We start from the raw sequence: 14,492 nt of genomic DNA on the forward strand, positions 1-14,492 counted from the left end.
TCCTTATTCATTTCTTCGACTAAAAAATCAAAGCCGAAACACTGCTGTCTCGGCTTTTTTTATTTAAAGAATATTAGCTGTTCAAGTGCCATACTTCTTCTTCGTATTGAGCGATAGTACGGTCAGATGAGAAGAAGCCAGCTTTGGCGATATTGACGATGACTTTGTCCATCCAAGCATCGCGGTCTTCATAGTCCGCCAGCATGCGCTCTTTGACTTGGATATAGTCTTCTAGATCCAGCAGGGTCATGAACCAGTCCTTGCTGATCAGTTCATTGTAAAGACGTTCCAAGCGTTCAGCTTTACCAACTGCCAATACTTCATCGCTGACGATAAAGTCAACCAATGGCTTGATAGCTTCACGTGCATAGTACTCACTAGACTTGTAAGCAGATTTTGCGTAGAGGTCAATAACAGTCTCAGAATCTTCACCGAAGATGTAGATGTTGTCTTCGCCGACTAGCTCTGCAATCTCAACGTTTGCTCCGTCCATTGTACCAAGAGTCAAAGCACCGTTAAGCATGAACTTCATGTTACCAGTACCAGATGCTTCCTTAGAAGCCAGGGAAATCTGCTCAGAAATGTCACCAGCTGCAATCAAGAAGCTAGACGCTGTAACATTGTAGTTTTCTACCATAACTACTTGCAAGTGTGGAGCCACTTGAGGGTCATTAGCAATCACTTCTGACAAGCAAAGAATGAGGTGGATGATGTCCTGTGCAATTGTGTAAGCAGGAGCAGCCTTACCACCGAAGAAGACAGTGATTGGACGAGCAGGGATGTTACCAGCCTTGATGTCCAGATACTTGTGGATAACGTACAAAGCGTTCATTTGTTGGCGCTTGTACTCATGCAGACGCTTGATTTGGATATCAAAGATAGATTCTGGATTGATTTCCACGCCTTGGGCTTCCTTCAAGTGACGAGCCAATTTACGTTTGTTGTGAGCCTTGATACCTTCCAAATTTTCTTTAACATTTGCAGCGCCAGTGAATTCCAACAAGCCTTCGAGCTTAGTTGCATCATGGTGCCAGTCGCGGCCCAGCAACTCATCTAGATAATGAGACAGACGTGGGTTGGCATGCATGAGCCAGCGGCGAAAAGTAATACCGTTGGTCTTGTTATTGAATTTTTCAGGGTAGATATCGTAGAAGGCTTTAAGCTCAGAGTTTTTCAGGATTTCTGTATGCAGAGCAGCAACCCCATTGACACTGTATCCGTAGTGGATATCCATGTGAGCCATGTGCACACGATCGTCCTCATCAATGATTTGCACTGCTGGATCTGCGTATTTAGCTTTAACTCGCTTGTCAAGCTCTTTGATGATTGGTACCAGATGCGGTACTACTTCTTTCAAGAATTCCAGAGGCCATTTTTCAAGAGCTTCTGCCAGAATTGTGTGGTTCGTATAAGCAGTCATCTTCTGTACGATGGCAATTGCTTCATCCAAATCCAAACCACGCTCAGTCAAGAGACGAATCATTTCTGGGATAACCAGAGATGGGTGGGTATCATTGATTTGGATGACAGCATAGTCTGCCAAGTCGTGCAGGTTGCTGCCTTTTTCAATCGCTTCGTCAATAATCAGCTGAGCACCATTTGAAACCATGAAATACTGCTGGAAGATACGGAGCAATTCCCCTTGCTTGTCACTATCATCTGGATAGAGGAAGAGGGTCAAGTTGCGAGCGATATCTGTCTTATCAAAGTCAATACCGTCTGTGATGATATCTGCATCCACTGAGTCCAAATCAAAGAGACGAAGACGGTTCTTAGTTTCTGTCTTGTAACCTGGCACATCAATATCATAAAGAGTAGATGTCAGGGTGAAGTGAGCAAATGGCACTTGGTAGCTGCGGCTAGAGCGAACCAACCAGTTTTGCTCAGTCAGCCAGAAGTTAGGAATAGTTGTCTGTTCGTTGTTTTTCAAAACCTGTTGGAAGAGACCAAAGTGGTAGTTCAGTCCTACACCATCACCATTGAGACCCAAGGTCGCAATAGAATCCAAGAAGCAGGCAGCCAAACGACCCAAGCCTCCGTTACCCAGAGACGGCTCCAACTCAACTTCTTCTACCTCGATCAAGTCCTTGCCAGCATCTGCCAACTCTTGCTTCACATCGTCGTAAAGTCCAAGGTTGATCAAGTTGTTAGACAAGAGTTTACCAATCAGGAATTCAGCTGAGATGTAGTAGAGTTTTTTCTTACCAGTGTTGACTGGCTTTTGAGCGCTGGCTAATTTAGTGTAGTTCAAAAGAGCCAGGTAGAGTTCTTCGTTGCTGCAATCAGCAAGATTTTTTGAATAAGTATTTTTGATATAAGTTTGTAAGTTTGACATGATTAATCCCTTCAAGCCTGATTCGGCTGTTCTTTATTCGTTAATTAAATCGGTATTCATCCGACGGTAAGTCTTGGTCAAGCTGTAAAGCTCACCTTCGACGATTGGATTCAGCTCTTCAGCTGTCATCCGCCAAGTCCAGTTGCCACCAATTGTGGATGGATAGTTCATCCGTGCTGCACTGTCTAATTCCAGCAGGTCTTGCATAGTCGCAATGGCCATAAAGCTGACTGAAGCAAAGATTGTGCGCAGCATTGCATGAGGTACTGTTTCGTACTCCTTACGGTTGGTGTACTGAGCCATGTACTGGCGAGTAGCGTCATCAATCTCATCCTTGTACCAGCCCAGAACAGTATTATTATCATGGGTTCCGGTATACATGACTGAGTTGTTTGGCGCTAGATGCGGGCTGTCGATGCTTTCATCATCAGGATTGAAGGCGAATTGCAAGATCTTCATTCCTGGGAAACCAGTGCGCTCGCGCAGCTCAATCACTTCGTCCGTCATAAAGCCCAGGTCTTCTGCGATGATATTCAAATCACCCAAGGCTTCCTTAACCGCTGCAAAGAGCTTGTAGTCTGGACCTTTGACCCACTTACCAGAAGCAGATGTTTCTGAGTCAGCAGGTACTTCCCAGTAAGACTCAAAGCCGCGGAAGTGGTCGATACGGACAATGTCGTAAATCTTGAAGCTTTCGCGCAGACGTTCAATCCACCAAGCATAACCATCCTTATCCATAGCTTCCCAGTCATAGATAGGATTGCCCCAAAGCTGGCCAGTTTCTGAAAATTCATCTGGCGGACAGCCTGCCACACAAGTTGGCTTGCCAACAGCATCTGTCTTAAAGAAGTGCGGCTGTGCCCACACATCAGCACTGTCAGCTGCCACATAGATTGGCATATCACCGACAATCTCGATATGATGTTCATTAGCATAGGCTTTTAATCTTAACCACTGCTTAAAGAAGAGATACTGAGTTACACGATGGTAGGTCAGCTTGTCAGCCAGCTTCTCACGATAAGAAGCGAGACTAGCAGCGTCACGGCGACGGATCGCTTCATCCGGCCACTCTGTCCAAGCTAGATTATCAAAATGCTCTTTGATAGCCATGTACTCAGCGAAAACTTCCAGCCAAGCTGCATTTTGCTCTACAAAGCTCTCATAGTCAGACAGATCATCTGCTTTCAAGAAACGAGCTACTGCTTTTTCCATGATTGGACGGCGAGCGTCAAAAATCTTTGCATAATCTACTTTTTTAGGATCATCTCCGAAATCAGCTCCCTTGACATCTACCTCGTTCAGCAAACCTTCTTCTATCAGAACATCAAAGTCGATAAAGTAGGTATTCCCCGCAAAAGCAGAGAAAGACTGATAAGGAGAATCACCATAACTGGTCGTTCCCAGTGGCAAAATCTGCCAATAGCGCTGCTTGGTGCGAACCAAGAAGTCTACAAAATCATAAGCACTTTGGCCAAAAGATCCGATACCGTACTTACCCGGAAGGGATGAAATGTGCATGAGCACGCCGCTTTGACGTTTTTTCATTTTGTCACCTCGTTATTTTTCCTCTACGCCTTTTCATTTTTACTTAATGCAAACGTTTGCGTCGACTTGATTATAACCTATTTTTTTTTTTAGTGCAAGGGGTTTTTGAGATTTTTTTCAATTTATTGGTTAATGGATATAATGCTCTTTTAGGACTCTCTTACAGCCCCAATTATTTGCCGTTTTTCTCTTCTTGCAAGCGTTCTCTTTTTGTGTTAAAATGTTCTTACAAACAGAAAACGTTTGCGTTTACTGAGAAACTGCTTTATACTTGCTTTTTCAACCATAATAGTTAGGCAATATCACTGGTTATAAGAACCATTTTGGGCATAGGTTTGCATGACTCATAGAAAGCAAGTGCTTCTACTACTAGATTTAAAATAGTTGATGATATATCAAGGATTTCCAGCAAATGCAGGCCTTTAGGAGGTTTTTATGCGAGTTACTATCAAAGAAGTCGCAAAACTAGCAGGCGTGTCGCCCTCTACTGTGACCCGCGTCGTACAAAACAAATCAACCATCAGTGAAGAAACCAAAAAACGGGTCCGTGCTGCTATGAAGGAACTGGACTATCATCCCAACCTCAATGCCAGAAGTCTGGTCAGCCAGTCCAGCCAGGTCATCGGCTTGGTCCTGCCGGATGACTCAGATGTCTTCTATCAAAACCCTTTCTTCCCAACTGTATTGCGGGGGATTTCTCAGATTGCTTCTGACTATGACTATGCCATCCAGATCAGCACGGGGCAAGACGAAGAACATCGCTTGGAAAATATGAAGCAGATGATTTTGGGCAAGCGAGTTGACGGACTGATTTTCCTTTACTCCAAGCAGGACGATCCTTTGGTCGACTTTGCAGTCAGAAACAACTTCCCCTTCCTCATCCTAGGGAAAGCTGTCTCTCCTTTCATCTCTCTGGTGGACAATGACAATATCAAGGCCGGCTATGACGCGACCAGATATTTCCTTGACAAGGGCTATCAGAAAATTGCCTTTCTAGCTGGGAATAAGGAGCTGGTCGTTTCTCAGGATCGTTACACAGGCTACAAGCAAGCTCTGAATGAAGCAGAACGGCCTTTGGATGAACGCATTATCAAATTTGCCTTCGGTTTCCTACTGGAAGACAACAGTTACAAGATTATGGAGGAGCTGCCGCTGGACGAGATTGAAGCCATCGTGACCTCCGATACTCTGGTAGCAGAAGGAGCCCTGCACTATCTCAAAGATCAGGACTACCAGATTCCCATTATCACCTTTGATTCTCTCAAACCGCGCATTGATGTAGATGCCTATATCGATATCAATGCCCTCGAGCTTGGGAAAGAGTCTTTCCGGACCCTCTTCCAAATCATCAAGGACAATAAAGAAGACAAGCAGATCTGCTATCGCCAGCTGATTCCGCATAGCATCAGCACTCGCTAATCCGAGTGCTTTTGCTCATTTATCAACGATTCACAGAATAGCCTTGTCCCAACCAGGGCAGAGCCCTAAACTCAAAACAATTACCCGAAGAGAAACTGACAAAGAAAGAGGAAAAACATGGCCTTTCGTATTTTTCAAGCCTATTTAGATGACGAAAACATTATCACTATCGAACTGGAAAAGAGCTTTGATGCCTATTCCATCCACTTTACACTGGAAGACAAGCACAGCTCCAGCCCCTTAACCATCAAAAACATCAACAATCAGGAAGATCGGATTATCTACACCGTGTCAGCTAATGAACCCATTGACCTGACGCAGTCTTACAAGGTCTATGACCAGGATCGCAACCATACCGACCTTCAGTACCGCCATATCGTGAAAAAGCCTATTTTCGATGAGATTTTTGACTATGCAGGCGACGATTTGGGAGCTCAGTACAACCCCCAAGCCACCGACTTCAGACTCTGGGCGCCGATTTCCGAAAAAGTCCTCCTGCATCTGAAAGACCAGGTTCACCATCTCAAACGTCTGGATAAGGGAGTCTGGCATATCCGGATTGAGGGAGATTTAGAGGGAGCCTCCTATTCTTATCTCCATAAGATCAATGGCAAGTGGGTAGAAGTCCATGATCCCTATGCCCTATCCTCAGATGTCAATTCGGGCAACAGCTATGTCATTGATTTAGAAAAGATTAAAAAGCCTATCAAACGAGCGAAAACACAGTTGGATTCGACAGAAGCCGTCATTTATGAAATGAGCGTCCGTGATTTCTCTATGCAGAAAGAAGCTGGCTTCTCCTATCCTGGGAAGTTTGCCTCGCTGAGCGAATCTCCAGTCGTCCACGACCAGAAGTTCGGTCTGGACTATCTGAAAGAGCTAGGTATCAGCCATGTGCAGCTTATGCCTGTCTACGACTTTGGCAGCGTTGATGAAAAGCATCCAGAGCTCGTCTACAACTGGGGTTATGATCCTGTCCAATACAATGTCCCAGACGGCAGTTTTGCCAGCGATCCGCGAGACCCTTATGCCCGTATCATAGAGCTGCAGGCGGCCATTAATGCCTTCCACAATGCTGATATCAGCGTCATCATGGATGTGGTCTACAATCATGTCTATGATGCCAACAGCTATGCTTTTGAAAAAATCGTGCCCGGCTATTTTTTCCGGCTCAATGACATGGGCTACCGGACCAACGGAACCTTCTGCGGCAATGATGTAGCCAGTGAGAAGGCCATGGTTCGCCGCTATATCAAGCAGTCGGTCAAGCAATGGGTCAGCCTCTATGGCTTTGACGGTTTCCGCTTTGACCTGATGGGGATTTTAGATATCCAAACCATGCAGCAAATAGCTGACGAGCTCAAGGCACTCTATCCTAACATCTATCTCTACGGTGAAGGCTGGCAGATGGACACTGGACTGGCAAGTGAGCGTTTGGCCCATCAGTACAATGCTACCCAGCTGCCAGATTATGGGTTCTTCAGCGACCATTTCCGCGACAGTCTCAAGCAGACCATCGCTCAAGGCCGGCAAATCGAGAGCAAGACTCCTGCCAGTCAGCTTGAAAACGTCCTGACAGCCAATGTCGGACTAAAAGGCGAGGCTCACTTTATAGCGCCCCAGCAAGCTATTAATTATGTGGAGTGCCATGACAATGCAACGGTTTTTGACTACTTTGATATCGTCAACCCTGCTATCACCCTGCGGGATCGGCTGGCCAATTCGCGGCTGGCCCTCCACCTCGTACTGCTGGCCCAAGGTGTGCCCTTTATCCACAGCGGTCAGGAATTTTTCCGGACTAAAAATCTGATTGACAACACCTACAATATGCCTGACGAAATCAATAAACTAGACTGGCTGCGCTCCCTGCATTACACAGAGGACATTGCTTTTGTTAAACAGCTGATTGCCTTTCGCAGGGCACATCCGCTGCTGCATCTAAAGACCAGCACCGCCATCAAGCAAGCCTGTCAGATCAACTGGCTATCAGACAGTTTATTGGAGTACAAGATTCAAGACAGCAAAGAAAGTATGACAATCGTCATCAACTTTGGCAACCAAGAGGCTGTCTACGAAAATAAAAACAAGCAAAGATTGCATCTCCAGTATCCAGCCATTGATGTCCAAAAACCAATCGCACCGCTAGCTGACAGTTACAGCCTAGCTGGGAAGCAGTTGATTGTATTGAAATAGATTATAAAACATCAGCCAATGAATAAGCTGATGTTTTTGTTTTTTACAACCCCAAATAATCCTCAACCGCTGCCTGCATTTGATCTGCAGCGACCGTCGTTTTGTGGCGCACTGGGGCTGTTTCTAAGCCGTCCACAGCTGGTGGCAGAGCTACGCCAGAAAGTTCGTGCAGTTGCTCCAAAGCCTCGAAGTCACTAAGTCCTGACTGACCAGTCACAGCCTCAACAGCCACGACTGGGAATTTATAAGGACTAGCGGTAGACGCGATAACAGTCTTGCGCTGATCACCTGTCTCTGCCAGATATTTTTGATAGACAGCAGACGCGACAGCCGTATGAGGGTCTTCGATGTAGTCAGAGGCCTGATAGACCCGCTTGATTTCAGCAGCTGTTTCTTGCTCTGTTGCATAATCAGCCGCAAAGAGCTCTAAAATCTCAGCGTCAAAGTCCGTCAGTTCATACTGTCCATGCTCATTCAGAGCCGCCATCAGGGCAGCTGTTTTCTCAGCGCTGTTACCAGACAGATGGAAAATCAAGCGCTCCAAGTTAGAGGAAACCAAAATATCCATGGATGGACTAGACGTCACCTTAAAGCTCCGCTTCTTGTCATAAACCTGAGTCTTGAAGAAGTCAGTCAGGACATTGTTTTCATTAGAAGCACAGATCAGCTTGCCAACTGGCAGACCGATTTGCTTGGCATAGTAGGCCGCCAAGATATTACCAAAGTTCCCTGTCGGAACTGTAAAGTTGACCTTGTCTCCTGCTGTGATTTCTCCCGCCTTCACCAGCTGAGCATAGGCATAGACATAGTAGACAATCTGAGGCACCAAACGGCCGATATTCATAGAATTAGCTGATGAAAACTGCAGCTTATGCTCCAAGAGACGAGCTCGTAGGTCTGGGTCGTTAAACATGCGCTTGACATTGGTCTGGGCATCGTCAAAGTTGCCATCAATGGCAACGACATGCGTATTAGTACCTGTCTGGGTCGTCATTTGCAGCTCTTGGACCTTGCTGACACCGTCTTTGGGATAAAAGACGATAATCTCAGTCCCAGGAACATCCGCAAAACCTGCCATAGCCGCCTTGCCTGTGTCACCAGAAGTCGCTGTCAAAATGACAATTTTGTTTTCCAAGCCGTGCTTTTTAGCTGCAGTTGTCATCAAGTGAGGCAGGATAGACAAAGCCATGTCCTTGAAGGCAATGGTCGCTCCGTGGAAAAGCTCTAGATTGTACTGACCATCCAGCTTGACCAAGGGAGCAATAGCCGCATCATCAAACTTGCTGTCGTAGGCATGGTTGATACAGTAGTCCAGCTCTGCTTCAGAAAAATCATCCAAAAATGCAGACAAAACCAGCTTGGCTACTTCCTGATAAGAAGCGTCTTTGAGCTTGGCAAAGTCCAAATCGACCTGCGGATAGGTAATGGGCGTAAAGAGCCCGCCGTCTGTTGCCAAACCTTGCAGAATCGCCTGGCTGGCTGTTACTCTATTCTTTTCGTCGCGTGTTGATTGATAAACTAAGGTCATTCTCTCTCATCCTTTATCTATAGTTCGCTTTATTATACCAAAATTTATCAGAAAATTCTCGCTTTTTCACAGAGAATATAAGAAAAAGCCCATTTCTGGGCTTGTATTCATCTTATTCATTCATAGATACGTGAACGTGGTCGTAGTGATTTTCAGTTACACTACCACGGTCTGGCATTTGGTTCCAAGTATTAGCTGGTCCATAAATGCTTTCAAATGGTGCATAGAACTGTTGCTGCCAGATAACGTAAGAGATTCCTCTTTCAGTCATGTTAGAAGTAACATCGGCTGCGACTTGGTTTCCTAATTCAGTATTCTCACCAACGATAAAGTCAGCCGCCAAGCCTTTACCATGGTCACCACTATCACCTGGGCGGTAGAGACTAAATTCTGTAATGCCATATTTAGCTGCTATCTCTTCTTTCAGAGCAGCAGTCTGTGGCTGAAGACCTTCATTAGCAGGATTGTTAGTTGTCACGCTAGCTGCGTCTGTTACAGCTGGAGCATTGTAAGTTGTTGGCTCAACAGCGGCAGTTGCTTGACTGACTTGGTCTTGGCCTAATTCAGTAGCTTCTGGAGCCGCCTCTGCTGGAGCTTCTGGACTTGCTGCAACTGCTGGCTGCGGTGCTGCCTCTACAGGAGCGGCTGCATTTGCTTCCGCAGCTGGGGCTGCTTCACTTGCAACTTCTGCTACTGGGGCAGGAGCTTCTTCAGCAGGCGCTGGTGCTTGGTCTGCTGGAGCTGCAACAGCTTCCTCAACAGCCGGAGCTGGAGTTTCTGCTGTTTGAGCCGGTGCCGCTGGAGCGGCTTGTTCAGTACCAAAAATCTCGTCAGCTGTATAACTTTCTGTTACATATCCTGCGTTATTTCTTGCTTGGTAGCTTTGGATTTCTACAGAGGCAATTTCATTTTGTCCATTTGTTGTAATAGTCAAAACAGTTCCTGGGAAAATCAAGTCTGCATTGGCAATTTGGTTGATTTTAGCCAATTCAACAAGGTCAATGTTCATCGCTTGAGCGATATTGCCTAAAGTGTCTCCATATTGAACAGTGTAAGTTTGTTGGTTTTCATTGCTCGTAATATCCGCTTTAATTTGCTCAACTGTTCTGGCAGTCCAGTTTTGTGGCTGCTCCTCAGCTTTTGTTGTAAACAAAGGCAATGCTGACAAAGCAACAGTTGAAGCCAAAAGTAATTTCTTATTCATTTTCATATGCAAAATGCACCTTCCTAATCATTCATGATACGAAAACCATCTTACCATAAATCTTCTAAGAAAAAAGCCTTTTTCGACCTATTTAACAAAACTGTCTGCCCCCTGTAATATGGAGATTTGTTTGTAACATATAAAAACAGGCAACAAGCAAAAGAACCCCACTTGGAGAGGTTCTGTTTTTTCTTTTGGGCTTATTTGAATTTTTTCTACTCTGGTAAACTAAACCCGACCTAAGCTCTTGGCAAAAAAGAGAAAATCCCTAGAAGCTATCGCTTCTTCGTCTATTTTGGCTATGAATAAATCTATTCAGTCTAGGTTAGCCTAGCTAAATCGAGCTTCGGCTAAAAACTCGGAAAAAAGAGAACTGGGCTTGAATTCATCGAATCCATCGTCCAGTTCCTATTTTTCATTCGTTTTTTAATGCCTACACATCTTATTTCACCTTCATCATTCGGACGAGGCTGGCCCGTTCGGCTTCTTCCAGTTTCATTTCGATGTAGTAGATGGTTTCTTTGAGGTCAGGGATGGTAGCATACTCTAGTCCGTTGACCCGGCGGCGGGTTTTCTCGATTTCATCCGCCATGAGCTGGCAGCTTTTCTCAATTTCAGCCAGTCGCAGCAGGTCAGGGAGCAGATCGCTCATGCTTTCAATGGTTTCATCCATCTGGCTATTAGACGCCACATAGCTATAAACCACGTCTCCCTCGTCATCAGTATGCGGATTGTCAATATGGGCGTACATCTTGGGCACGCGCACACTCATGATATTCTCAGTCTCCACATGCAGATTGACCTCCCGCGTGGGCACAGCAAAAATCTCCTCGACCATGAGGTCGCTCTCCAGCGCCTTGGCCATGACAAAATCCTGCAGATGACCAACCAGAGCGGATTCGACCTTTTGGCGGAGCTGATTGTTCTCACGGACAGACTCAATGAAGCGCCGCATCAGCTCATCCCGCTTATCCTTGAGCAGTTTATGCCCGCGGACAGCCGTTTTGAGACGAGCTTTTAAGTTATTCAGCTCCATCCGAGTCGGCTTGACATTGAGTCGCGTCATCTTTCTTCCTCCTTGGTCTGCGGCAGGTATTGGTCAATCATATCGTCCTTGATCCGCTTGAGCTCTGTTCTTGGCAAGATGGACAGGAGTTCCCAGCCCAGATCCAAGCTTTCCTCAATGGTTCGATTGGTCTGGAAACCTTGATTGATGTATTCCTGCTCAAAGCGGTCGGTAAAGCGCACATAGAGCTTGTCCGTTTCGGACAGGGCGGATTCTCCCAGAACGACAGCCAGCTCCTTGGCCTGCTTGCCTTGCGCATAGGCAGCAAATAGCTGGTTCATAGTTGCGGCATGGTCACCTCTAGTCTTGCCCTCACCTGAGCCCTTGTCCTTGAGACGGGACAGAGATGGCAGGACATTGATGGGCGGACGATAGCCGCTGTTGTAAAGGTCGCGTGAAAGGATAATCTGACCTTCTGTAATATAACCCGTCAAGTCTGGAATCGGATGGGTAATATCGTCCTCTGGCATAGACAGGATCGGAATCTGCGTCACCGAGCCTTTCTTTCCGACCAGACGTCCAGCCCGCTCATAGAGGGTGGACAAGTTAGTATAGAGGTAACCCGGATACCCACGGCGACCCGGCACCTCACGACGAGCTGCAGAAACTTCCCGTAGGGCTTCGCAATAGTTGGTCATGTCAGTCATGATAACCAGAACATGCATGTCCTTTTCATAAGCCAGGTACTCAGCTGCTGTCAGGGCAATACGCGGCGTCGCAATCCGCTCAATAGCTGGGTCATTAGCCAGATTGATAAAGAGCACCGAGCGGTCAATGGCTCCCGTCTCCCGGAGGTCATTCATGAAGAACTCGGCTTCTTCAAAGGTAATTCCCATGGCCGCAAAGACCACGGCGAAGTTTTCATCGGAGTTAAGCACTGTGGCCTGACGAGCGATTTGAGCAGCTAATTCCTTGTGGGGCAGACCGGATCCAGAAAATACTGGCAGTTTTTGTCCCCGAACCAAGGTATTGAGATGGTCGATGGCCGAGATACCGGTCTGGATAAACTCATCCGGATAGTCGCGAGCTACTGGATTGATGGCTTGACCGTCAATATCCAGATATTTTTCTGGCAAGATAGCTGGGCCGCCATCAATTGGCTTGCCCATTCCATTGAAAATCCGACCTACCATGTCTTCTGACACTGGCAACTCTAGCGGACGGCCGGTAAAGCGAACCTTGGCTTTTTCCAGATTGATACCGCTAGATCCCTCAAAAAGCTGGACCATAGCCTTGTCTTCTTGGACTTCCAGAACCTGGCCCTGACGCTTGCTGCCGTCATGCAGCTGGATTTCTACCAATTCATTGAAATGCACACCAGCGACTTGGTCGACAATCATCAGAGGGCCGACAACTTCACTGACGGTGCGGTATTCTTTAATGACGCTCATTGTCTAGTCCTCCTTGGGCAAGAATCTGGTGCAGAGTTTCCTCGATAGTCTGACTGAGAGCCTGAATTTTTTCCAGCTGGTCTTCATGGATAAACTTACTGCGGGCAATTCGGTCACGCAACTCCACCGTTCCTTCCATGATTTCTCGGAAATAAGCTCCCAGCTCCAAAGCACGATTGGCCTCCGCATCGAAGGTCAGGATATTGCTCAATAAAGCCACCTGCTTTTTGAAAGAAGTATAGGTGTCCACATCATCAAAGGCATTCTGCTGCAAGTAGTCCTCGCGAATCATCTTGGCTGCATTCATGGTCAGTCGGTCCTTTTCAGACAAGGAATCCAAGCCCACCAAACGCACGATTTCCTGCAGTTCGCTTTCCTTTTGCAGGATATTCATGGCCTTGGTGACTTTTTCTGCCCAAGCAATCTTCTCATGCTGGTCGATATAGGCTCCCACTTCGTCTAGATAGAGCGAGTAAGAGCTTAACCAGTTGATAGCTGGGAAATGCCGGCGTTGAGCCAGCTGGGCATCCAAGCCCCAGAAAACCTTGACAATCCGCAGGGTATTTTGCGTCACCGGCTCAGAAATATCTCCACCCGGAGGCGATACAGCTCCGATAGCAGTTATAGATCCTTCGCGCGCAGTTGAACCGAGCGTCTTGACCCGACCTGCCCTCTCATAATACTCAGCAATCCGGCTGCCGAGATAGGCAGGATAGCCTTCGTCGCCTGGCATCTCTTCCAGACGGCCGGACATTTCCCGCAGGGCTTCTGCCCAGCGAGAGGTAGAGTCCGCCATGATGGCTACAGAATAACCCATGTCGCGGAAGTATTCTGCAATAGTAATCCCTGTGTAAATTGACGCTTCCCGAGCCGCTACTGGCATATTAGAAGTGTTGGCAATCAGCACCGTCCGTTGCATAATAGACTGGCCAGTTGCTGGGTCAATCAGTTCTGGAAATTCATTAAGTACGTCGGTCATCTCATTGCCACGCTCACCGCAGCCGACATAGATAACGATGTCAACATTAGCAAACTTGGCCACTTGGTGCTGAACGACAGTCTTACCGGCTCCGAAAGGTCCTGGTACGGCAGCTGCTCCACCCTTGGTTACTGGGAAGAAGGTATCGATGACCCGCTGACCTGTCACCAAAGGCTCAACTGGAATCAGCTTCTGAGCAAAAGGACGCCCACGACGGACTGGCCATTTTTGCATGAGAGTCCCTTTAAAGACAGCACCGTCCGCCTGCTCAATCTCGTAAACAGTCTCTTCAACAGTGAAACTGCCAGCTGAGATGTTGGCCAAGCGTCCACTGACACCGACTGGCACCATGATGCGGTGCTCCACCAGATTGGTCTCCTGCAACGTGCCCAGAATATCGCCAGCCTCAACCGTATCTCCGACAGACAGACTTGGAACAAAATCCCACTTAGCCTCTCGGTCTAGATTTGGCAATTGGACACCGCGGACGAGGAAGTCGCTCTCCGTCATGGTTTGGAAACGCTCCAAAGGCCGCTGAATCCCGTCAAACATCTGAGAAATCAGACCTGGTCCCAGCTCAACGGACAGAGGACTTCCAGTCGTGATAACCGGCTCTCCCGGACCCAAGCCAGAAGTTTCTTCATAAACCTGAATAGAGGCCTGATCCCGCCGCATTTCAATAATCTCACCGATCAGCCCCAAATCGCCAACCCGGCAGATATCCTGAATATTCGCTTCCTGCATCCCTGATGCCAGCACCAGAGGACCAGAAACTTTGATAATCTTTCCTTGACTCACAATCTTCCTCCATTCTTTGTAAAGATTGTATATA

At 47.0% G+C, this 14,492-nt stretch carries 9 protein-coding genes; 2 read left to right on the plus strand and 7 right to left on the minus strand.

Annotated features, from left to right (window positions below; all coding sequences use genetic code 11):
- Nucleotides 1–73: 73 nt before the first annotated feature.
- Nucleotides 74–2,335, minus strand: a complete 2,262-nt coding sequence (gene glgP, locus K1I80_RS09810; RefSeq protein WP_223313705.1) for a glycogen/starch/alpha-glucan family phosphorylase — start codon at nt 2,333–2,335, stop codon at nt 74–76.
- Nucleotides 2,336–2,368: 33 nt separating this feature from the next.
- Nucleotides 2,369–3,880 carry a 4-alpha-glucanotransferase gene (gene malQ, locus K1I80_RS09815; protein ID WP_223313706.1) on the minus strand — a complete coding sequence of 504 codons (1,512 nt, stop codon included), beginning with the start codon at nt 3,878–3,880 and terminating at the stop codon, nt 2,369–2,371.
- 435 nt (nt 3,881–4,315) lie between these two features.
- On the opposite strand from malQ, the gene K1I80_RS09820 reads away from it, so the two are divergent.
- Together K1I80_RS09820 and pulA are read left to right on the plus strand one after the other, a co-directional pair.
- Nucleotides 4,316–5,299: a LacI family DNA-binding transcriptional regulator gene (locus K1I80_RS09820; RefSeq protein ID WP_002922705.1), complete on the plus strand. Its 984-nt coding sequence runs from the start codon at nt 4,316–4,318 to the stop codon at nt 5,297–5,299.
- Nucleotides 5,300–5,416: 117 nt separating this feature from the next.
- Nucleotides 5,417–7,492, plus strand: coding sequence for a type I pullulanase (gene pulA, locus K1I80_RS09825; protein WP_223313707.1), 2,076 nt, complete (start codon nt 5,417–5,419; stop codon nt 7,490–7,492).
- 43 nt (nt 7,493–7,535) lie between these two features.
- Here the strand turns inward: pulA and thrC are convergent, their stop codons facing one another.
- From thrC to K1I80_RS09850, 5 genes are all read right to left on the minus strand, one after another.
- The gene (gene thrC / locus K1I80_RS09830) at nt 7,536–9,020 is read right to left on the minus strand and encodes a threonine synthase (protein WP_125340232.1); all 1,485 of its coding nucleotides are present in this window, start codon (nt 9,018–9,020) and stop codon (nt 7,536–7,538) included.
- A 112-nt stretch (nt 9,021–9,132) separates the two neighbouring features.
- The gene (locus K1I80_RS09835; RefSeq protein ID WP_223313708.1) at nt 9,133–10,230 is read right to left on the minus strand and encodes a LysM peptidoglycan-binding domain-containing protein; all 1,098 of its coding nucleotides are present in this window, start codon (nt 10,228–10,230) and stop codon (nt 9,133–9,135) included.
- A gap of 436 nt (nt 10,231–10,666) precedes the next feature.
- On the minus strand, nt 10,667–11,290 hold the full coding sequence (locus K1I80_RS09840; protein ID WP_002902008.1) for a V-type ATP synthase subunit D: 624 nt from the start codon (nt 11,288–11,290) through the stop codon (nt 10,667–10,669).
- Nucleotides 11,287–12,681, minus strand: a complete 1,395-nt coding sequence (locus K1I80_RS09845) for a V-type ATP synthase subunit B (RefSeq protein WP_002902006.1) — start codon at nt 12,679–12,681, stop codon at nt 11,287–11,289. The genes K1I80_RS09840 and K1I80_RS09845 overlap by 4 nt, the downstream gene beginning before the upstream one ends.
- A complete protein-coding gene (locus K1I80_RS09850) occupies nt 12,668–14,458 on the minus strand; it encodes a V-type ATP synthase subunit A (protein ID WP_125340230.1) in 1,791 nt (596 codons plus the stop codon). Before K1I80_RS09850 ends, K1I80_RS09845 begins: the two co-directional genes overlap by 14 nt.
- Nucleotides 14,459–14,492: the final 34 nt, after the last annotated feature.

The sequence above is a fragment of the Streptococcus sanguinis genome, from assembly GCF_019929225.1.
In the GTDB taxonomy this organism is placed as follows: Bacteria; Bacillota; Bacilli; order Lactobacillales; family Streptococcaceae; genus Streptococcus; species Streptococcus sanguinis_J.